The organism is Lysobacter sp. A286, assembly GCF_054052105.1.
Map to the genome: position 1 here is coordinate 174332 of NZ_JBSVRJ010000002.1, position 18962 is coordinate 193293.

An 18962-nucleotide genomic window follows, 5' to 3' on the forward strand; every position below is an offset into this window, starting at 1 on the left:
CATCGAGGTTTACAGCGATCATGACGTGACCTTAGCTCGCAATGGTGGCGGGCAAGTCAAGTGCCTATCGCCCGATGTGAACGCCTTCGGAGAGGGATCCTCTCGCGGATGGACGATTAGTCCTCAGGCCAACTCAGTCTCGTGGAGTAACGAAGTGGGCCTAACCGGCAGTCCTCAGCCCACTCGGGGGGCGCGCCGGGAACCTCGAGCCCAACGCTGTTCAAAGGACCGGGACTGGCCATGGACGACACCTGCTCAATAGTTGGAAAGTGTCGTGCGATCTGCACGGCGTGCCGCCTGATGGCTGCGGACAACGCGGTCACGCGGACGGCATCGTCGTTGTTGCTGGCGATGAACGGTTCCACGTCCGTGATCGCATGCCGGGCGCTGGCAGTGTCTGCGAACGTCATCTGTCCCAGCGCCGACAGGCCGTAAAGCCGCCGGCTGTCGTCGTCCTCCCGAACGAACTCGGTGGCCGTCTCGACGTCGTTGGCGCCTTGCAGGGCAAACGTGACGAACTGCGTGGCCAAGTCGTTTCCGGCCTACGCCTCCCGGATGACGCCGGCAGCGCCCTCCGGATTGCTCTTGCACCATTGCCGGAACGCGCCGTTCGGCATGTGGGCGACACCGTCGTTCCCCGCACGTTCGATCAGGATGCGGCAGCACGCCATCAACGCGGCAGCATTTGTGCGGAGCTGTGGGATGGCATCGCAATAGAATTGCTGCGCCCTGAAGAACGAGTGCGTGTCGATGGCGTCGAACGCCGGCTGACCCGGACGGCGACGAGATCGATGTCGCCGTTGCTGTGCAAGGCGACGCAGCGCTGCAGGAACGTGTCGCTTCCGTCCTCGGCTGGAAGATGGTATTCCGCGAGCTCGGCGGCAAGGTTGCCGGCGTCACTAAGCTGGATAATCTGCTCCTCAGGCGGAACTGGTAAAACAGCCACGGCGTCCCCCGGTCAATGACATGTGCCGAAAATAGCCTACTTGAGCAATTGCGCGGCAGGATTCTCCTCGGCGGCGCCTGCTTGAAAGTACCCAATCACACTCGCCACGGAACGGTGCTCCGTCTTGGCCATTACCGCTGGCAGGGGCAACCCTTGTTTCCCAGCCTCAGTGACACACCCCGACCGCAGACTGTGCGCCCCAAAGTCCCCTGTCAAGCCCGCCAAACGGGCCCGCCGCTTTACGATCGAGGCGACGGAACCGGGGAGGAGGGCAGGGCCCACACGACCCTTCCATAGTCTGGCTAATCGTCAGATCACCCTTGCGTGCGCAGATCTGGGGGAATGTGCTGTTGCCGATAGTCAACAATGCCGCTCACATAGAGCGTCATTTGGCTGCACAACATCTCACCCCACATCCAAGGGAGGAAGCCGCGTGCGGGGCTTCCATTCATGTCCTTAGTGACGGTGAACTTGTAGTTCCAGGTTGCAGGCAACGGAGGGTGGCCACGTCTAAATGTCCACTTACCACCGTGGCTGAAGGCATGGCGAAGATGCTGGGCGACCGCGAACCATTGTTCCTGGATCAAGGCATCAAGCTCACCTACAGACCGGGCATATATGCGGGTGGCCTCGACGCTGTCGGTGATCATCTTTTCGTAGACAACGCCCATCATGGATTCAGCGGCCTCTTTCGGGATCACACCCTGGAACCGGATTGTCTTGCTGATGCCTCGTCTGGCCGTCTCGCCAAGACGGCACACATGAAATGTGGACTCGTCGAACACGAATACGTGTTCGAGCAAGGAAGGCCCGGTCGCCGATGACGTCAACAACGCGTAAGCGGCTGCGCTGAAGTGAAAGGTGTCCCGCGCAAGCGTGAGGCGCTGAAGCGCCTCCTCTCTCTTCGACATAGTCATTTCCCCAGAGACGGTCGTAACGTAGTCCAGAAACCAGGACATCGAACTGGCACGTCAACACGCGGACGGATATCGATCAGGCGGAAACGCCCCGAAAATGTAATTTTATTACAACAGACGCGAACTCGTGGCCCTTCCAGTTTTCGCGCGCCGTTACACGTTGGACCGACGATCCCCTCACGGGGAAAGGTCGCAGTCTGTGCGACAGCTTAGTGGGATGCTGCCTTCAATTTCATCGAAATGAGGATCAATCATGACCATGCCAAACGAAAGGTCACGGGCGCTTGTCTGGGCCGGCGGCTTCCTGATCGAACTCGCGAGAGACAAAGGCTTACCTCTCGCCATCAGGCAGAACGCCGTGCAGATCGCGCGACACTTCCCTACCATTGAGCAGGTGTCGTCCATGGCCAATCCCGGTCCTTTGACCGGCGTTGGGCTCGAGGATCCCGATGCGCACCCGGAGTGGGCTGACGACTGCCGGTTAGGCCCCCTTCGTTACTCCACGAGACTGAGTTGGCCTGAGGAATAGTTTTCCGGATGCATGGGATAGTCCGAAACCAGTATGGTCGAGCCGTCGTATGGCTTCTGCAAGAGGGAATTTGTCAGGCTCAATTGCTGTTGCCATCGACTCGCTCAAGATAGGCCTAACCCCGAACTGCATTGTCGGTATGCGCTCAAACCATGGGCATCCCGCTGTTGCGAGCTCGCGGATACATCGGTAGGAGACCGCCACCATACGCCCGTGTTTCAGCGCGTAATTCAGAGATGAACTCATCCCGTAAGCAATCCCATCAAAAAATACGTCAGATCAACGATCTCAAGGCTGGTGACATGCACAAGGACCTGGCGCGGGTTGTGGCCACGTTATTCGAGAAGTGGGGGTTGAGTGCCGAGGAAGAGCTGAGTCTGCTCGGCATGAGTCTTGAGAGTCGCAAGGTTCTGGCGGCGTACCGACGTGGCGAACGCACCCTGCCAGATTCCCCTGACACCCTGGAACGGGCGAGGTACTTGCTAAACATTCACAAGGGGCTTCGACTTCTGTTTCCAGAGAACGCCGAAATGCGGTACGGCTGGGTCAAGTTCCCCAATCGTGTACTGGAGGGCAAGACGCCGCTGAAGGTGATGCTCGATGACGGTCTCGTGGGCGTTGTCAGGATAGCCCGTTTCATTGACTTCCAACTCGGCCAATAACGGCGCGCGTCCAGAGTGCTGATGGAAGAGATCGTGTAGCTGCGTTGACTAGCCGCATGGCATGGCAGCAGCCGCTGATCGCGCGCTTGATTTTACTCAGCATGATTTTCACCCAGCGTGCGCCCTTGACCAGGGTTGCTGCGCGCTCACCTTAGGACTCCAGCATGGTGTGCGCATGATCCAGATCGACGCCGACGAAACATTGTTTATCGGGGGTAGGGAACGGGCGGCTTCCGACCCGAAGCGGACCTGAAATCGACGCGCGAAGTTGATTGCTGCACTGCCTCGCATTTCGTAAAGCTTAGGAGCAACTCCACCCTGTGTAACATCGGCAGGTTGAGTGCGGGCGTACCAATCAGTGATCGATCACTTCGGCCGCCGCCGTCCCTTGGAGCCTACCGACGATGCGCCTGCTGATCCTGTCCGACCTGCACCGCGAAGTCTGGGGTGAGACGCCCGTCGGCATCGATTTGGCGGTCAGTTGTCCTGACGTCGTGATCCTAGCCGGAGACATCGACAGTGGCGCGCGCTGCGTGCAATGGGCTGAGCACACTTTCCCGGGTATCCCGACGCTCTATGTCAGCGGCAACCATGAGGGCTACGGCAACCGTATCGACGCCGTCGAGCGAGGTATCGCGGAGGCCTGTGCGACATCTTCGACGGTCGAGTATCTGCAGCAAAAAGAGATTTTTATTGGCGGCGTACGCTTTCTGGGCTGCACCCTGTGGACAGATTTCGAGCTCTTCGGCGAAGACCGGCGCCACGAGGCCATGTCGGCCTCGCTCTGTGCAATCAATGACTACCGTCTGATCCGGCTCGCCAACCAGGGCGATCGCACTCTTCACCCGGCTGACACCGCCGAATGGCACGACAGACACGCGTTCTGGCTTCGGAAGCGACTGGCAATGCCGTTCGACGGCCCGACCGTCGTCATCACCCACATGGCGCCTTCACTAGGTTCCGTAGCCTCGCGCTACCGAGATGACATTCTCTCCTGCGCGTTCGCGTCGTGCCTCGAGGATCTCGTCTCACAGGCGGACCTGTGGATTCATGGTCACACGCACGACTCGTTCGACTACTCGGTTGGACGATGCCGCGTCGTGTGCAATCCGCGGGGCTATCCCGACCGCGCGAGGCAGGCAGAGAACACTCGGTTCGACCCGAACTACGTCGTCCAAATTGGCGCCAGGTAAAGCCAAGGACGACCGCTCCTGGCGGCGGTTTCAACCGGTCAACGCAACAGCTTGTCGATATTGCTCGATGGATGTTTCTGGCAGACGGCGATGCAGGCCTATCGGGCTCCGCTGAAGTCGTCTCCGCCCGGCAACAGGCGGGAGTTAGCGGCGGCCCAACTCTCGACCGCGCGGAATGCCTTGTCCATCCGACTGTACCGGGCGCCGCGTTGGCGGTCGCGTTCTAGGTGGCGATTGATGCTGGCCCACCACCCATCGTTGTTGATCCGGGCCGTCACTCGGGCGACCTCTGTGTCGCCGTCGAAGAAGCCGTAGGCATCCAGGCGCACCATGCCCGCCCACAAGGGCCGCCAGCAGAATTGGCGCGGGAGGAACACAGGCATAACGCCATGCTACCGACCGCACGACCCTGGAGGTCGGCCGTTTTGACACAAATCTCCGAGCCCCCATCTGATCAAGCGGCCGGGGGCAGTTGGCCCGCCCTCAGACCAGCAAGCTAAAGCGCGCGGGACCACCTGCGCAGCATCCTCGGCTTCCTCAACGCGCCGCAAATGAACTCGCCGGAGGCCTACATCCAGTTCAAGGACGGGATGATCAACGACGCCGGCGAAATCGCCGACGCCTCCACGGCGGAGTTCCTCGGCAAGTACCTTAAGGAATTCCACGAGTTCATCGCCCGTGTCCTGACGGTGTTGCCGCGCGGCGCCTGAGGCTGCGAGCCTTCGCCCCCGGCGATCGTGGAACCGTACGGAGCACAGAAAGCCGAATGTGCCGTAGCGGCAGGTTTCTACGATGCTTCGGCGTCGGAGGAGGTGGCCATGTCGTGTGCGTGCTGTCCCGGCTTGTCGGCGGCTCCATCAGGCATGGTCTCGCCGAGTTCGGTTTCCATCGCAGCGCCCCTTTCCAATGTTCGGTGCACGGGGCATTTGTCGGCGATTTCCGCTAGTCGCTGCCTCTGCTCGTCGGACAGGTCGCCTTTCAGCAGCAAACGCCGCGTGAACAGGTCCGAGGGCTCGGTTCCCCCTCGCCGGCTATGACCCACCGTAACCGTCACCCGGTCCAGTGGAAGTTGCTTGCCGCGCGCGTACATGCGCAGCGTCATGGCCGTGCACGCGCCGAGCCCGGCGGCGAGCAGATCGTAGGGTGTGGGACCTGACCCGAGGCCACCGACCTCGGGCGGCTCGTCGGCAAGAAAATGGACGCCACCGGCGCTGACCTCGACCTGGAAGTCGCCTTCACCGGTCTCCGCCACGGTCACCACGCCGGACTGCGCGTCGCTGCGCGCCGGCAGTGCACTCTTCAGGGAGCGCGATGACCAGGCAGCGATGATGGTGGCGGCAAACTCCGCATCCTGGCGATCGGTGAGCAGGTGATCCGCGCCGTCCAGCGAGATGAAGCTCTTGGGATGGAGCGCCGCCTTGTAGATCGCCGTCGCATTGTCGATGCCAACGATTGAATCTTGCGGCGAATGCAGGATCAGCAGGGGTTTCCTGAGCGCCCGGATCCGCTCCCCCTGGTCGTGGGATGCAAGATCGTCGACGAAGGACTGGCGGAGCCGGAACGGTCGCCCGCCGATCCGGACTTCCGCCTCGCCCTTCTCGCGCAGTTCCTCGATGCCGCCAGCGAAGAGCCGCGTGACATGGTCGACATCGAAAGGTGCGCCAATCGTCGCCACAGCCCGTGTTTCAGGTATCTGACCGGCGGCCGCCAGAACCGCGGCGCCCCCCAGGCTATGGCCGATCAACAATGCCGGCGGCCGCCCCGCCTGTCGCATCGCATCGGCGGCGGCGATCAGGTCGGCGATGCTGCCGCTGAAGCTGCTGTCAGCGAACTCGCCGCCGCTTTGCCCGAGGCCGGTAAAGTCAAAGCGAAGCACGCCATAGCCAAGCGCGGTCAGTGCCTTGCCGAGCCGAACCGCAGCGAGCGAGTTCTTCGTACAAGTGAAGCAATGAGCGAACAGCGCATAGGACGATACCGGACCCTCCGGCAGGTCCAGCATGCCGGAAAGCTGTTGGCCATCCGCGCCGGTGAAATCGAATGGTTGTGTCGACATAGTTTCTGCTCTTCCGGGTTTTTATAAACGGTACATCATGTGCCGCGAAGCTCCGTCTCGATCGGCACGCCGGATTTGAGAGTGAGGGTGACGGGTGTGCGTTCGGCAATATCGGCCAGACGCGCGCGCTGCTCATCGGTCAACGTGCCTTCAAGCGCGATGATCCGCTCGATGCGAGCAGCGTCGCCATGGCGGATGAAGCGCAGTTCGACACGCACCCGCTGCAGTTCCCACTGCTTGCGTTCGGCGTACATGCGCAGGGTGATCGCGGTGCAGGCGCCGAGGCCCGACAGAAGATGCTCGTAGGGTGTCGGTCCGCTGTCACTACCGCCATGGGCCTTGCGCTCGTCTGCGACGAGGGTGTGGTGGCCAGCCGCTACATCGACCCGGTAATTGTCGGTGCCGATAGTGCTTGTCGCCCGAGCAATAAGGCGATCGCCTGCTGGAAGTTCATGGTCGCTCATTGCATTGCTCCTCGAAGTCGCGTGGCGCGGAATTGCGAAGTCTCATCATGCGCTTGTCTATGATGGGTTTGGTCGTGGTTGAAGATTCCTGCAGCCGGACGGGGCATCGTTCGCTATTGCTTAAAGCCTGAGCTGTCCACCGTCGACGGAGGCTTGGCGTTCGCTCGGTCTGCTGATCGAAGCTGCCTTGTCAGGTATCTGGGAGGGCCCGATCCACCTGCATGCTGGTGCCAGTTGGAGCACCACGGACCCGCTCGGTTCAAGACTGGAGTCTTTCGATGATCGAACTCATCATTCAGCAGTGCCGCCGCGACCTCGGTAGCTTCGAGGTGGGCCGCATACTGCCGTTCGCCAAACGACGCATGGTCGGGCCTTACATATTCTTCGACCGCATGGGCCCCAAGGACCTCGCGCCAGGACTGCCGCGAAAGGCAGAAGTTCGCCCGCATCCGCACATCGGGCTGTCGACCATCACCTATCTGTCCGACGGCGAGATCGTGCACCGCGAGAGCCTTGGCTAGGAGCAGGAGATCCGCCAGGGCTAGGGATTTGCGGCGTTGGCGCTTTCAATCGTGGATTGGGAGTGTGGAGCACTTTTCACGCGTCGATAACGTCGGCGGTGGTTTGTTTGGGGGAACCAATAGGGGAATTCCACATGATCGACACCCTGATCGACCGGCATCGCGATGCGCTGATCCTGCTGGCCCGCTTTCTGCTGATGGTGCTCTTCGTCATTTCGGGGTGGTCCAAACTGATCGATTACCAGGGAACGGTCGGGTATCTGGCGTCGATCGGCACCCCCGTACCACCGATTGCCGTGGCGGTTGCGGTGATCATGGAATTCTTCGTCGCCCTCGCCTTGATCGCCGGCGTGTGGGTGCGTCCCCTGACGCTCCTGATGGCCCTGTTCGTGCTGGGGACGGGGCTGATCGGCCATCCGTTCTGGTCCATGGAAGGCGCCGATCGTGCCATGAACATGACCCAGTTCTACAAGAACCTGGCGATCGTCGGCGGCTTGCTGCTGCTTGCCGTCACCGGAGCTGGTCGCTACGCGTTGATGCGGCGTCAATCGTAGGTGCCGTCCGTGAGTCGTCTGCCGCAAAGCGGTGCTGGGACCCGGTGGGTGGTACCGGTCGTAGGCGCGCTGACGCTGTTAATCGGGGCGTTCATGGCGATCGGCGGGACCCGGCTGCTGATGCTCGGCGGCAGCCCGTATTTCGTGCTCGCGGGCATCGGTCTGGTGGTCGCGGCGGTGCTGATGTTCCGCCGCCGGGCCGCCGGCACCTGGCTGTATGCGTTGGTGATGCTGGCGACGCTCGGTTGGGCGCTGTGGGACGTGGGCCTGGAGTTCTGGCCTTTGGTCTCGCGGCTGTTCGCGTTCGGCGTGCTGAGCCTGCTGGTCGCGCTGGCTTGGCCCGCACTGACGGGTACCCGCAATCGCGGCGCTTGGGTCGTCGCCGCCGTGCTCGCCGTGGCCTTGGTCGCCACCGGCATTCGGGCGTTCCAGCCGAGCCCGATAGTGCAGGCCAGCGGCCCATATCCAGCGGTGACACCGGTATCGCCGGCAGAGGCACAGAAGGAGTGGCGCCATTGGGGCAACACGACGGCCGGCACGCACTTCGCGGCGCTCGACCAGATCAACCGCGACAACGTCGACCAGCTTGAGGTCGCGTGGACGGCGCGCACGGGCGACATCCCCGAGAGCACCGGCTCCGGCGCCGAGGACCAGAACACGCCGCTGCAGATCGGCACCGATCTGTTCGTGTGCACTGCCTACGGCACCGTGGTCGCGCTCGATGTCGACACCGGCGAGGAGAAGTGGCGCTTCGACCCGCAGGCTACCGCGCCCAACTGGCAGCGCTGCCGCGGGCTGGGCTACTACGAGCTGGACGATGCCGCGCGCGCAACCGACGCAGGCGAGGTGGAAAGCGGCGCGTCGCAAGCGTCGACCCCCTCCGCGGCTACCGGCAACATTGGAACCTCTGGCGCCACCACGGACCGGGTCGCGGAAGCCGCGCCCATGCCCCAGCCCGTTGCCGCCGCGAAGGCCGCCGAAGGCGTCGCGGTCGAGACCCTGTCCGCATCCGCCACGTGCCGCCGCCGCTTGTTCCTGCCCACCATCGACGCCCGCCTGATCGCCCTGGATGCCGACAGCGGCCAACCGTGCGCGGACTTCGGCGACAACGGTACGGTCGACCTCGGCATCGACATGGGCGAGATCAAGCCCGGCTACTACCAGCAGACCTCGACCCCGCTGGTGGCCGGCGACCTGGTGATCGTCGGCGGCCGCGTCGCCGACAACTTCTCGGTCGGCGAACCGCCCGGCGTGGTCCGTGCCTACCACGCAGTCACCGGCGAGCTGGCCTGGGCTTGGGATCCGGGCAACCCCGCCACCACCCTGCGCCCGCCCGAAGGCGAGACCTACACCCGCGGCACGCCCAACGTGTGGTCGGCGATGGCCTACGACCCCGCACTCGGCCTGGTGTACCTGCCGACCGGCAACGCCACCCCCGACTTCTGGTCCGGCCATCGCAGCGAACTCGACGACAAGTATTCATCGGCGGTGGTCGCGGTGGATGTCGCCACCGGCCGGCCGCGCTGGCACTTCCAGATGACCCACCGCGACCTGTGGGATTTCGACATCCCGGCCCAGCCGCTGTTGTACGACGTGCCCGACGGCAACGGCGGCACCCTGCCGGCCCTGGTGCAGATCACCAAGCAGGGCGAGATCTTCATGCTCAACCGGCTCACCGGCGAGCCGATCGCCGAAGTCGTCGAAAAGCCGGTGCCGCAGGGCAACCTGCCCGGCGAGCGCTATGCGCCGACCCAGCCGTACTCGGTCGGCATGCCCTCGATCGGCAACGAGACCCTGATCGAGTCCGACATGTGGGGCGCCACCCCGTTCGACCAACTGCTGTGCCGGATCCAGTTCAAGTCACTGCGCCACGAGGGCGTGTACACCCCGCCGGGGCTGGACCGATCGCTGCAGATGCCGGGCTCGCTGGGCGGCATGAACTGGGGCGGCGTCTCGGTCGACCCGACCACCCACACCATGTTCGTCAACGACATGCGCCTGGGGCTGGCCAACTACATGGTGCCGCGCGCGGACGTCCCGACCTCCGCCAGCGGCATCGAGATGGGCATCGTCCCGCAGGACGGCACGCCTTACGGTGCGATGCGCGAGCGTTACCTCTCGCAGCTCGGCATCCCCTGCCAGAAGCCGCCGTTCGGCACCATGACCGCGATCGACCTGGCCAGCCGCGAGATCCTCTGGCAGGTGCCACTGGGTACCGTGCAGGACACCGGCCCGTTGGGCATCAAGATGCATCTGCCGATCCCGGTCGGCATGCCGACCCTGGGCGGCTCGCTGGCCACCCAGTCCGGCCTGGTGTTCTTCGCCGGCACCCAGGACTACTACCTGCGCGCGCTCGACGGCCGCACCGGCAAGGAATTGTGGAAGGCGCGGTTGCCGGTCGGCAGCCAAGCGGGGCCGATGACCTACGTCTCGCCCGATACCGGCCGCCAGTACGTGGTGGTGACCGCCGGTGGTGCACGCACCTCGCCCGACCGCGGCGACTATGTGATCGCCTATGCGTTGCCGCAGGGTCGAACCGATGGCGCCCTCGACTGACAGGATCAGGGCCGCCGCCAGCACCGGGATCCAATCCGTCGATACCCGGGGCTGCGGACGCAGCCATCGGCGTCGTCCGGCGCTGGCGATAGCCGTCTGTGCACTCCTCGCCTTGTGCGCAGCGGGCACGGGCATACCAGCGCATGCGCAGGAAACCACCGACTGGCGCGAACGCGACACCCTCAGTGGCGATTGGGGCGGCGCCCGCACCCGTTGGAAGGACGCCGGTGTCATCTTCAATGCAGGCTATGCCGCCGAAGTGGCCGGCAACCTGTCCGGCGGTGACAAGCGCACCGCACGCTATACCCAGCAGCTCGAACTCGAGACCCTGCTCGACATGGAGCGCTTGGCCGGGATCGACGACGCGCGCGTGCAGATCACGCTCAACCACCGCACCGGGCGCAGCCTCAGCGCCGATGTCCTGCACAACCAGTTTTCGGTGCAGCAGCTGTACACCAACGCGCAGATCCTGCGCCTGAGCCAGCTCAACTGGCTGCAGCACTTTGACGACGGCCGGCTGACGGTGCAATTGGGCTGGTCGCCGCTGGGCAACGACCTGGCGCGCCTGGATGCCTTCTGCAAGTTCCAGAACGTGGTCATCTGCGGCCATGCGAACGCGATGACCATCAACAGCGGCGCGATCAACGGCCCGGTCAGCCAGTGGGGCGCGCGCATCAAGTACTGGCCCACCGACCGCTTCTACATCAACACCGGCGTCTACCGGAACAATCCCGATGGCGGCACCGACGACGGCTTCGACCTGTCGCTCGACAACGACGGCAACTTCTACCCCATCGAGCTGGGCTGGCAGCGCGCGCCGGACAGACTGGAGGGACTGATTGCGATCGGCGTCTACTACAACAGCGCAACCACCCCGGATGTGCACACCGACATCGACGGCGGCCCGGCCGGCCTCACCGGGCAGCCTTTCCTGCAGCACGGCGGGCGCCACGGCGGCTATGTCATGGGGCGCCAGGTGGTGTACCGACCGGACCCCGGCAACCCGGACCGGGGGCTGTCGTTCGGGGGCATCGCCGGCGTCGGCGACAGCGCGACCGCGCGGTTCCGCCATTTCGCCATCGTGGGCGGCCTGTACCGCGGGCCGTTCGCGTCACGCCCCAATGACTACGCCGCCTTCATGGTGGCCTGGTCACCGACCAACCTGCGGCTCATGCGCTACCAGCAGGATCGCAATCGCATGGTTCCGGGCAGTGTGCCGGTGCAGCACTGGGAAACGGTGATCGAGGTCGACTACGGCATCCAGGCCACGCCGTGGCTGCTGCTGCAGCCCAACCTGCAGTACATCGTGCAGCCCGGCGGCAACGACGATCGCAGCAATGCCCTGGTGCTGGGGCTGCACATGGTCATTCGGCTCTGACGCCTGTACGGACGAGCCGCCCCATGTTCCGCGCTGCGGCGGAAAAGATGCCCCACGTTTAGTCAGTCTCGATCCGCAGACTGTCCCGACCTACTTGCGCGTGGAGCGCGTCAGCCCCGGGGGAGCTAATTGGCTCCCCAGAAGCAGAAGGGCGCTTGATAAGTTGATTCAGACGACGCTTCTCAAGTCTCCGCCAGGCTTTGGTCTCCGAGATCCTAAGCGCGGGCTGAGTAAAGCCTGGGCCGGCATGCTTTGTGGCGTCACCCTCGACGGATCATCCGGACAAAGCAAGGCCGTCGCTCCTCATGGATACGACGGCCTTGTCCACAAGCAAGTTCGGTTACTGGCTCTGTTTCGGCACAGATGCTTCCGTAGTGATGCGCAGTTGCACTTCGTCGCTCACGTTCGGCGCGAACATGCCCAGATCGAAGTCCGTGCGCTTGATCGTGGCAACCGCGTCGAAACCCGCGGTCGGCTGCCCGTTCATCGGGTTCTCGGCGATCTGATTGATGCTGGCATCCAGCACCACGGACTTGGTGATGCCCTTGATGGTCAGGTCACCGGTAACGGCCAGCTTCCCGGCGCCATTCGCCTTCACGGACGTGCTCTTGAAGGTGACGTGGGAGAAGTTCTCGGCGTCGAATAAGTCGGCGCTGCGCAAGTGGTCGTCGAAGGCGGCCACGTGCGAGGACAGTCCGGCCAGCGGCAGCACGACCTCGACACTGGAAGCAGCGACATTGTCCGGATCGTAGGTGATCGAACCGTCGACCTGGCCGAAGTGCGCGATCGGCTTGGAGAACCCGAAGTGGTTCCACTGGGCCACGACGTCGGTGTGGGTCGGGTCGATCTTGTAGGTCACCGGCGCGGCAAACGCGTAGACCGAAGAGGCGAGCAGTGCGACGGCGAGGATGCTGCGGGAAAGACGGTTTTTCATGGAAAGCTCCAGTTGTGTGGTTTAAGACGGGTGGCGATAGGTCGAGACAGCAGTTGCCGACCACTTGGACAAGGATATTGTTCTCGTTTCGTGGATAAAGCCGCTTACTGGAACAAGAATGTCCCTAAATCGGAGTCAATGGCCGTGGACTTGCGAGTAAGCGTTGGGCGCGCCACACAGGCGGGGTTGTCATGAAATAAGAAACAATGATGTTTCTTCCCGCCTCTTTATCGTCCCCTTTGAGACACTGAGAATGGCTTCGTCGCGGATCAGCCGCCTCGATCAAGACGGAGCAGTCCATGCAACTTCGTAATTCCAACCGCCGCTGGGGCGCCATCAGCCAGCTGATGCACTGGGCCATCCTGGTGCTGATCGTGTGGCTGGCCTGGCTCGGTCTGACCATGGTCGACATGCCGCCCACGCCGGCCAAGATCAACGCCTATGCGCTGCACAAGTCACTGGGCCTGACCCTGCTGGCCCTGGTTGCGCTGCGCCTGGTCTGGCGACTGTTTGCCGGCGCGCCGAAGCCGGTGACCGGCACGCCGACCTGGCAGGCACGCATCGCAGACGCCACCCACATCGCGCTGTACGTGCTGATGTTCGCGATCCCGCTCAGCGGCTGGGCGTTCAACTCCGCCTCGGGCTATCCGCTGCAGTGGTTCAAGAAGTTCAACCTGCCGGCGATTGCCGGGCGCAGCGAGGAACTGGCAGCGCTATCCATCCAAGTGCACGAATACGGCTTCTGGCTGCTGCTCCTGCTGGTGCTGGCACACGCCGGCGCCGCCTTCTATCACCACATCTTCCAGGGCGACGAAACCTTGCGCCGCATGCTCCCCATCCTGCGTCGTTCTGCCACGCCCACCGAACCCCTTCCGGAGAACTGAAATGAACATCCGTAACCGCATCCTTCCCTTGGCGCTGGCCGCCGCCTTCGCCACCAACGCGGCCCCCGTCGCCGCTGCCGACTACGTCCAGTCCTCGGGCGCACTGACCTTCGCCAGTGAGTACCAGGGTGAGACCTTCGTCGGCCTCTTCCCCGAATTCCAGACCAGGTTGAGTTTCGATCCGGCCGCGCCGCAGGACGCGAAGCTCGACGTGACGATTCCGCTGGCGACCGCCGACACGAAGAACGCCGACCGCGACGGTACGCTCAGGACCGCGGCCTTCTTCAACGTGGCGAAGTTCGCCACTGCCCGCTACACCGCGAGTGGCTTCCGCAGCCTGGGCAATGACCGCTACGTCGCCGACGGCACGCTGGAGCTGAGTGGGGTCAAGAAGCCGGTGAGCCTGACCATCACTTGGACGCCGGGCGATCGCCCCGTATTGGCCGGCAAGGCCACGGTCAAGCGCCTGGACTTCGGCGTGGGCGCGGGCGACTGGGGCGATCTGTCGATCCTCCCGAACAACGTCGCCGTGTCGACCAAGGTGACCTTCCGCTTGGCGCCCTGAGGCCATCTCTCCTGTGGGAGCCGCCATAGCGGCGCCCACAAAACGAACGCTGACTGGAATTACGCCATGACCGACTTCAATGCGCTGCTTCTACGCCTGCTTGCGGCAGCGGTCCTCGTTTCGATCGAGCTATCGCATCCGGAGATCCTCAACTGGGTCGGCGCTCTGTTCCTCCTGGCCGGCTTCAAGACCCGGTATGCCGCTGCCGTGCTTGGAGTGCTCGGACTGTCGGCGCTGGCCGTGCAGCCTTGGGACTTCATCTCACAGTCGGCATTCCTCGAGTTCGCCGGCACCAGCGTGTTCACCATGGTCCTGTTCGTGATCGCGGTGCTCGGCGCCGGAGGCTTCAGCATGGATGAATGGGTCCATTCCCGAAGGATTGCGGGGGCGGAAACCGCTTGCAGGACCGCCAATGGGCACGCGGCCGGCAACCCGCAGGGGTCGCTCGAAGCAACGGTCAGCAGGTGCATGGACATCAAGCTTCAATCCAGCTCCCGCCTACGAGCGTGGCTGGAATCACCGTCGAATCCGGAAATCCACACGCGTTAGCCGCAGCTTGGCAGCCTGTCATATGCAGCTATTTGCACTCCAACGATTGCACACAAAATAGGAGCATCCCGTGGGCCTGTTGATTGACAAGCTGGCTCTGCTCGGAGCCATGGCATCACCCGGGTAATCACTCATGCCGGGCGTTTCCTTCCAATCCACCGAGGACAAACAATGATCCAGTTCAAACAAATGTTGATCGTGGCTGCCATCGCCGGAGTGCTGACCGCCTGTGACAGCAATGTCGGCGAAGAGGCCGCAGTCGTAACGCCGGCGCAGACCGCACCGGCGACACTCCCCGCACCTGAAAACGCAGCGGCCAGCAGCTTCGCCACTGCCGAAGTAACGAAGTTCAACACCCCTTGGGCGATGACTTTCCTACCTGACGGCAGTCTGCTGGTGACCGAGATGGGGGGCACGCTGCGCCTCTACGACCCGGCGACCAGCAAGACCGGCAACATCAGTGGGGTGCCGGAGGTGAAGCATGTGGCCCAGGGCGGTCTGGGCGATGTCGTCCTGCATCCCGGGTACGCCGAGAACGGACTGGTCTACCTCAGCTTCAACGAACCCGGCGACGGGGGCCTGATGGGTGCCGCGGTTGCGCGCGGCAAGTTGATGCTCGATGGTCAGGGTGGTGGCGCGCTCGAGAACCTCGAGGTGATCTGGCGCCAGGACCCGAAGAAGAGCGGCGACGGCCACTTCGGCTACCGCATCGCCTTCGGCAGCGACGGCAAGCTGTTCATCAGTTCGAGCGAGCGCAAGGAGTTTGACCCGGCGCAGGACCTGGGCACCAACCTGGGCAAGATCGTGCGCCTCAACGACGACGGCACGCCTGCAGAGGGCAATCCATTCGCCGACCAGGGCGGCGTGACCGCGCAGATCTGGACGCTGGGCCACCGCAACATCCTCGGCCTGGCCTTCGACGCCAGCGGCCAGCTGTGGGCACAGGAAATGGGGCCCATGGGCGGCGATGAACTCAACCGCATCGAGAAGGGCGCCAACTATGGCTACCCGATCGTTTCCAATGGCGACCACTACGACGGCACCGTGATCCCCGACCACGACACCCGCCCGGAATTCCGCGCGCCGGTGGTGAGCTGGAATCCGGTGATCTCGCCCGCTGGCCTCATGATTTACAGCGGTGACCTGTTCCCGGCGTGGAAGGGCAACGGTTTCATCGGCGGCATGTCGTCGAAGTCGCTGGTGCGCATCGAGTTCGATGGCGACAGCGCACGCGAAGCACAGCGATTCGACATGCAGCGGCGCATCCGCGAAGTTGAACAGGGCCCCGATGGCGCCATCTGGCTGCTTGAAGACGGCACCCGCCAGGGCGAGGGTTGGTTGTTGAAGCTGACGCCGGAGCAAGCAACGTCGGCGACCGAAAGCTGACCCTTCCAATCATGCAGGGCGAGGTTTGACTCCGGGAATTTCGTGGTCAAACCTCGTCAAAGCGGCATCAGACCTGTTCTGGCGTGGCAGCCACGGAGTCCTTCAGCGACGTGGTCGGCCGGCCGATCAGCTTCGACAGGACACGGCCGTCATCGAACAGGGCGTCCTTTCATACGCAGCTGTTCGCATTCCAACGATTGCACACAACGCAGGAGAATCCCGTGGGCCTGTTGATTGAAGGCAAATGGCGCGACAAGTGGTACGACACGGCTGAGGACGGCCAATTCCGGCGCGAGGAGGCCAGCTTCCGAGACTGGCTGAGCGCCGACGGTGGCGTCGGACCGGATGGGCAGCGTGGACACCGCGCCGAGCCCGGTCGCTACCGGTTGTACGTCAGCTACGCCTGCCCCTGGGCGCACCGCACCCTGATCGTGCGCGCCCTGAAAGGGCTCGAGGAGCTGGTGCCGGTGTCGGTCGTGCACTGGCGCATGCTCGAGCACGGCTGGACTTTCGCCAATGGCACGGGGGTCACGCCTGATCCGGTGATGGGCGCGGAGTACCTGCACCAGCTCTACACCCGGGCACGACCCGGGATGACGGGTCGGGTGACGGTGCCGCTGCTCTGGGACCAGGCCACGGACACCATCGTCAGCAACGAGTCTTCCGAGATCATCCGCATGTTCAATGCGGCGTATGACGTTCTGGGCGCGAAGCCGGGCGACTACTATCCGGCGCCACTGCGCGAGGAGATCGACGCGGTCAACGCGCGGGTCTATGCGACCGTCAACAACGGGGTGTACCGAGCCGGCTTCGCCACCACCCAAGACGCGTACGAGGACGCGGTCCGGCCTCTGTTCGAAACACTGGACTGGCTCGAGGAGCGTCTTTCAACCCGGAACTGGCTCGTTGGCGACCTGATGACGGAGGCCGACATCCGCCTGTTCACGACCTTGGTGCGCTTCGATCCGGTCTACCACGGACACTTCAAGTGCAACCTGCGCAGGATCGCCGACTACCCGGCCCTGCATGCGTTCACTGTGCGGATGATGGAAGTCCCCGGGGTCGGCGAAACGGTTCACTTCGACCACATCAAACGGCACTACTACGAGAGCCACCCGACCATCAATCCGACCGGGGTGGTGCCCCTGGGGCCGCTGCAGCCGTTCTGAGCATGCCATCCCCGGGAAGCACGAGGCCGGCCCGTTTCGGGGCCGGCCTCGTGAGCAGGTGCCTTGCAGCCCGATCAGAAATCGAACCGCACCTGCACCTGCGCCAGGTCAACGTCGACATCGTCCAGCTCGAAGCGGCTGTACTCGCCGCGCAGCGCGACGGTGTCGTTGAAGCGGTATTGCAGGCCCAGGCCATAGGTCGGGTCGGTACCGTCGTCATCGGCGCGACCGATCCCCGGGGCGCTGACCTCGGCGTCCCAGCTGTGGAAGCCGGCCTTGGCATAGCCGGAGAACTTGTCGGTGAAGGGTAGGGTGCCGACGGCGACCAGGGACCACGTATCGGCCTCGAGCTTGCCGACGTTACCTGTCAGGTCGACCTCGCCGAAGTCGGTGTAGGCCGCCTCCACCCCGAAGTAGGGATTGAACTGGTAGCCACCGAACACCTGATAGCCAACGTCTTCATCGTCGACGAATGATTCGTCGACCATCGCCTGGCCGACGCCGGCGCCCGCATAAAACCCGGTGGGCTCGGCGGCCTGGGCGCCCAGGGACAGCGTGCCAAGGGCAAGGGCGAGAACGGAAGCGGCGAGGATGGGGGTCTTGCTCATTTTGGAAGCTCCTTCTTGGGATTCTTGCGAGGAATCTCGCTGACAAGAAGGATGGAGGTTGCGAATAGCGAAACAAAGACGACAAAAGCATATTCATTGTTTCCGAAAACCAGCCAATCCATTCCCAAGCTGATCAGGACATTGGTTCCGGCGCCGCCCCAATCTTGGGCGGCAGCGGGATGAACTCTTCGTTGTCCAGGTCGGGCAGCTTCATCCGGCCCCCCGCCCAGTCGGCGCGCGCCTGTTCGATGCGCTCCTTGGACGAGGACACGAAGTTCCAATCGATGTAGCGCGATCCGACGGGCTCACCACCCAGCGCCATGACCACTGCGTCGCGGAGCGCTGCAACCGTCGCCGCCTTGCCGGGTGCGAGGACAGCCATGCTTCCGGCCTCGACGCGCTGGCCAGCCACTTCAACATCACCCCTGGCGACATAGACCGCACGCTCGCTGTATTCCGCCGGCAGCGTCACCCGGGATCCGGCAGGCACCTGCCAGTGCACGTAGAACTGCGGGGAATCGATCTTCACCGGTGACTCAATGCCCGCCAGGCGTCCAGCGATCAGGCGCCCGACAATGCCGTCCCCGTCGAACACGGGCAGCGCCTCGCTCGGGTAATGCCAGAAGCCTGGGTCCACCTCCTCGCGCTCGTTCGGCAGCGCCACCCAGGCCTGGATGCCATCCATCGGGCCGCCGTTGGCGCGGAGTTCTTCAAAACGCTCGGAGTGGGTGATCCCACTGCCGGACGTCATCCAGTTGACCTCGCCAGGCCGGATCGGCTGTTCGGAGCCAAGGCTGTCGCGATGCATGATCTCGCCGTCGAACAGGTAGGTGATCGTCGACAGGCCGATGTGCGGGTGGGGCCGGACATCGGCTTCGCGAGGCAGGCCGCGCTCGATCTGCTTGGGGCCCATTCGATCAAAAAAGATGTAGGGACCGATCATGCGGCGCTTGGAGAACGGCAAGACGCGGCCGACTTCAAAGGCGCCCAGGTCGCGGCGGCGCTGCTGGATGATGAGTTCAATCATGGGAAACCTCCTGACAGGGTGGGCGAGCTGCAGTGGACGACGATTGCAGCAACGGTATGTGGCGGTG

Annotated in this window: 22 protein-coding genes and 1 pseudogene; 13 read left to right on the forward strand and 10 right to left on the reverse strand. The window is 63.6% G+C overall.

Going from position 1 to position 18962, the window contains the following annotated elements:
• Positions 1–116: 116 nt before the first annotated feature.
• The 4 genes and pseudogenes from ACW7G0_RS10990 to ACW7G0_RS11005 form a co-directional block, all read right to left on the reverse strand.
• The gene (locus ACW7G0_RS10990; RefSeq protein ID WP_456989654.1) at positions 117–530 is read right to left on the reverse strand and encodes a hypothetical protein; all 414 of its coding nucleotides are present in this window, start codon (positions 528–530) and stop codon (positions 117–119) included.
• Between the two features lie 140 nt (positions 531–670).
• Positions 671–946: a hypothetical protein gene (locus ACW7G0_RS10995; protein WP_456989655.1), complete on the reverse strand. Its 276-nt coding sequence runs from the start codon at positions 944–946 to the stop codon at positions 671–673.
• 36 nt (positions 947–982) lie between these two features.
• Positions 983–1246: pseudogene (locus tag ACW7G0_RS11000) on the reverse strand (integrase); the annotation flags it as partial.
• 14 nt (positions 1247–1260) lie between these two features.
• The gene (locus ACW7G0_RS11005; RefSeq protein WP_456989656.1) at positions 1261–1905 is read right to left on the reverse strand and encodes a hypothetical protein; all 645 of its coding nucleotides are present in this window, start codon (positions 1903–1905) and stop codon (positions 1261–1263) included.
• 217 nt (positions 1906–2122) lie between these two features.
• Here ACW7G0_RS11005 and ACW7G0_RS11010 point away from each other — a divergent pair, with 217 nt between their 5' ends.
• From ACW7G0_RS11010 to ACW7G0_RS11020, 3 genes are all read left to right on the forward strand, one after another.
• Positions 2123–2392 (forward strand): BPSL0761 family protein, encoded by a 270-nt coding sequence (locus tag ACW7G0_RS11010; RefSeq protein ID WP_456989762.1) that lies wholly within the window; start codon positions 2123–2125, stop codon positions 2390–2392.
• A gap of 236 nt (positions 2393–2628) precedes the next feature.
• Positions 2629–3054: an antitoxin Xre/MbcA/ParS toxin-binding domain-containing protein gene (locus ACW7G0_RS11015; RefSeq protein ID WP_456989657.1), complete on the forward strand. Its 426-nt coding sequence runs from the start codon at positions 2629–2631 to the stop codon at positions 3052–3054.
• A 404-nt stretch (positions 3055–3458) separates the two neighbouring features.
• The gene (locus ACW7G0_RS11020) at positions 3459–4247 is read left to right on the forward strand and encodes a metallophosphoesterase family protein (RefSeq protein ID WP_456989658.1); all 789 of its coding nucleotides are present in this window, start codon (positions 3459–3461) and stop codon (positions 4245–4247) included.
• A 98-nt stretch (positions 4248–4345) separates the two neighbouring features.
• On the opposite strand, the gene ACW7G0_RS11025 is transcribed toward ACW7G0_RS11020, so the two are convergent.
• On the reverse strand, positions 4346–4630 hold the full coding sequence (locus tag ACW7G0_RS11025) for a hypothetical protein (RefSeq protein WP_456989659.1): 285 nt from the start codon (positions 4628–4630) through the stop codon (positions 4346–4348).
• 168 nt (positions 4631–4798) lie between these two features.
• Here ACW7G0_RS11025 and ACW7G0_RS11030 point away from each other — a divergent pair, with 168 nt between their 5' ends.
• The gene (locus tag ACW7G0_RS11030; RefSeq protein WP_456989660.1) at positions 4799–4957 is read left to right on the forward strand and encodes a hypothetical protein; all 159 of its coding nucleotides are present in this window, start codon (positions 4799–4801) and stop codon (positions 4955–4957) included.
• A 77-nt stretch (positions 4958–5034) separates the two neighbouring features.
• On the opposite strand, the gene ACW7G0_RS11035 is transcribed toward ACW7G0_RS11030, so the two are convergent.
• Both ACW7G0_RS11035 and ACW7G0_RS11040 read right to left on the reverse strand, forming a co-directional pair.
• Positions 5035–6246, reverse strand: a complete 1212-nt coding sequence (locus ACW7G0_RS11035) for an alpha/beta fold hydrolase (RefSeq protein WP_456989661.1) — start codon at positions 6244–6246, stop codon at positions 5035–5037.
• An 89-nt stretch (positions 6247–6335) separates the two neighbouring features.
• Positions 6336–6764 carry an OsmC family protein gene (locus tag ACW7G0_RS11040; protein ID WP_456961512.1) on the reverse strand — a complete coding sequence of 143 codons (429 nt, stop codon included), beginning with the start codon at positions 6762–6764 and terminating at the stop codon, positions 6336–6338.
• Between the two features lie 278 nt (positions 6765–7042).
• Between ACW7G0_RS11040 and ACW7G0_RS11045 the strand changes: the two genes are divergently transcribed.
• The 4 genes from ACW7G0_RS11045 to ACW7G0_RS11060 all read left to right on the forward strand — a co-directional run bounded on the left by ACW7G0_RS11045 (position 7043) and on the right by ACW7G0_RS11060 (position 11773).
• Positions 7043–7285: a pirin family protein gene (locus ACW7G0_RS11045; protein WP_456989662.1), complete on the forward strand. Its 243-nt coding sequence runs from the start codon at positions 7043–7045 to the stop codon at positions 7283–7285.
• A 134-nt stretch (positions 7286–7419) separates the two neighbouring features.
• Positions 7420–7839, forward strand: coding sequence for a DoxX family protein (locus ACW7G0_RS11050; protein WP_456989663.1), 420 nt, complete (start codon positions 7420–7422; stop codon positions 7837–7839).
• A 9-nt stretch (positions 7840–7848) separates the two neighbouring features.
• Positions 7849–10395, forward strand: coding sequence for a membrane-bound PQQ-dependent dehydrogenase, glucose/quinate/shikimate family (locus tag ACW7G0_RS11055; protein WP_456989664.1), 2547 nt, complete (start codon positions 7849–7851; stop codon positions 10393–10395).
• The gene (locus tag ACW7G0_RS11060) at positions 10379–11773 is read left to right on the forward strand and encodes a carbohydrate porin (protein ID WP_456989665.1); all 1395 of its coding nucleotides are present in this window, start codon (positions 10379–10381) and stop codon (positions 11771–11773) included. Before ACW7G0_RS11055 ends, ACW7G0_RS11060 begins: the two co-directional genes overlap by 17 nt.
• 340 nt (positions 11774–12113) lie before the next feature.
• Here the strand turns inward: ACW7G0_RS11060 and ACW7G0_RS11065 are convergent, their stop codons facing one another.
• Positions 12114–12707 carry a YceI family protein gene (locus ACW7G0_RS11065; protein ID WP_456961516.1) on the reverse strand — a complete coding sequence of 198 codons (594 nt, stop codon included), beginning with the start codon at positions 12705–12707 and terminating at the stop codon, positions 12114–12116.
• A 299-nt stretch (positions 12708–13006) separates the two neighbouring features.
• Here ACW7G0_RS11065 and ACW7G0_RS11070 point away from each other — a divergent pair, with 299 nt between their 5' ends.
• The 5 genes from ACW7G0_RS11070 to ACW7G0_RS11090 all read left to right on the forward strand — a co-directional run bounded on the left by ACW7G0_RS11070 (position 13007) and on the right by ACW7G0_RS11090 (position 17260).
• Positions 13007–13591: a cytochrome b gene (locus tag ACW7G0_RS11070; protein WP_456961517.1), complete on the forward strand. Its 585-nt coding sequence runs from the start codon at positions 13007–13009 to the stop codon at positions 13589–13591.
• 1 nt (position 13592) lies between these two features.
• Positions 13593–14156, forward strand: coding sequence for a YceI family protein (locus tag ACW7G0_RS11075; protein ID WP_456961518.1), 564 nt, complete (start codon positions 13593–13595; stop codon positions 14154–14156).
• Between the two features lie 66 nt (positions 14157–14222).
• Positions 14223–14705 (forward strand): DoxX family protein, encoded by a 483-nt coding sequence (locus ACW7G0_RS11080; protein WP_456961519.1) that lies wholly within the window; start codon positions 14223–14225, stop codon positions 14703–14705.
• A gap of 171 nt (positions 14706–14876) precedes the next feature.
• Positions 14877–16091 carry a PQQ-dependent sugar dehydrogenase gene (locus tag ACW7G0_RS11085; RefSeq protein ID WP_456989666.1) on the forward strand — a complete coding sequence of 405 codons (1215 nt, stop codon included), beginning with the start codon at positions 14877–14879 and terminating at the stop codon, positions 16089–16091.
• Between the two features lie 221 nt (positions 16092–16312).
• The gene (locus tag ACW7G0_RS11090; protein ID WP_456989667.1) at positions 16313–17260 is read left to right on the forward strand and encodes a glutathione S-transferase family protein; all 948 of its coding nucleotides are present in this window, start codon (positions 16313–16315) and stop codon (positions 17258–17260) included.
• A gap of 74 nt (positions 17261–17334) precedes the next feature.
• Here the strand turns inward: ACW7G0_RS11090 and ACW7G0_RS11095 are convergent, their stop codons facing one another.
• A complete protein-coding gene (locus ACW7G0_RS11095; RefSeq protein WP_456989668.1) occupies positions 17335–17868 on the reverse strand; it encodes a porin in 534 nt (177 codons plus the stop codon).
• A gap of 133 nt (positions 17869–18001) precedes the next feature.
• Positions 18002–18895 carry a pirin family protein gene (locus tag ACW7G0_RS11100; RefSeq protein ID WP_456961523.1) on the reverse strand — a complete coding sequence of 298 codons (894 nt, stop codon included), beginning with the start codon at positions 18893–18895 and terminating at the stop codon, positions 18002–18004.
• Between the last annotated feature and the right edge of the window lie 67 nt (positions 18896–18962).

Coding starts and splice junctions, on each gene's coding strand:
- ACW7G0_RS11020 (WP_456989658.1), top strand. CDS start 3,459: ATGCGCCTGCTGATCCTGTCCGACCTGCACCGCGAAGTCTGGGGTGAG.
- ACW7G0_RS11065 (WP_456961516.1), bottom strand. CDS start 12,707: ATGAAAAACCGTCTTTCCCGCAGCATCCTCGCCGTCGCACTGCTCGCC.
- ACW7G0_RS11045 (WP_456989662.1), top strand. CDS start 7,043: ATGATCGAACTCATCATTCAGCAGTGCCGCCGCGACCTCGGTAGCTTC.
- ACW7G0_RS11050 (WP_456989663.1), top strand. CDS start 7,420: ATGATCGACACCCTGATCGACCGGCATCGCGATGCGCTGATCCTGCTG.
- ACW7G0_RS11005 (WP_456989656.1), bottom strand. CDS start 1,905: ATGTCCTGGTTTCTGGACTACGTTACGACCGTCTCTGGGGAAATGACT.
- ACW7G0_RS11100 (WP_456961523.1), bottom strand. CDS start 18,895: ATGATTGAACTCATCATCCAGCAGCGCCGCCGCGACCTGGGCGCCTTT.
- ACW7G0_RS11035 (WP_456989661.1), bottom strand. CDS start 6,246: ATGCTGGACCTGCCGGAGGGTCCGGTATCGTCCTATGCGCTGTTCGCT.
- ACW7G0_RS11015 (WP_456989657.1), top strand. CDS start 2,629: ATGAACTCATCCCGTAAGCAATCCCATCAAAAAATACGTCAGATCAAC.
- ACW7G0_RS11095 (WP_456989668.1), bottom strand. CDS start 17,868: ATGAGCAAGACCCCCATCCTCGCCGCTTCCGTTCTCGCCCTTGCCCTT.
- ACW7G0_RS11070 (WP_456961517.1), top strand. CDS start 13,007: ATGCAACTTCGTAATTCCAACCGCCGCTGGGGCGCCATCAGCCAGCTG.
- ACW7G0_RS11060 (WP_456989665.1), top strand. CDS start 10,379: ATGGCGCCCTCGACTGACAGGATCAGGGCCGCCGCCAGCACCGGGATC.
- ACW7G0_RS11010 (WP_456989762.1), top strand. CDS start 2,123: ATGCCAAACGAAAGGTCACGGGCGCTTGTCTGGGCCGGCGGCTTCCTG.
- ACW7G0_RS11085 (WP_456989666.1), top strand. CDS start 14,877: ATGATCCAGTTCAAACAAATGTTGATCGTGGCTGCCATCGCCGGAGTG.
- ACW7G0_RS11025 (WP_456989659.1), bottom strand. CDS start 4,630: ATGCCTGTGTTCCTCCCGCGCCAATTCTGCTGGCGGCCCTTGTGGGCG.
- ACW7G0_RS11030 (WP_456989660.1), top strand. CDS start 4,799: ATGAACTCGCCGGAGGCCTACATCCAGTTCAAGGACGGGATGATCAAC.
- ACW7G0_RS11080 (WP_456961519.1), top strand. CDS start 14,223: ATGACCGACTTCAATGCGCTGCTTCTACGCCTGCTTGCGGCAGCGGTC.
- ACW7G0_RS11075 (WP_456961518.1), top strand. CDS start 13,593: ATGAACATCCGTAACCGCATCCTTCCCTTGGCGCTGGCCGCCGCCTTC.
- ACW7G0_RS11040 (WP_456961512.1), bottom strand. CDS start 6,764: ATGAGCGACCATGAACTTCCAGCAGGCGATCGCCTTATTGCTCGGGCG.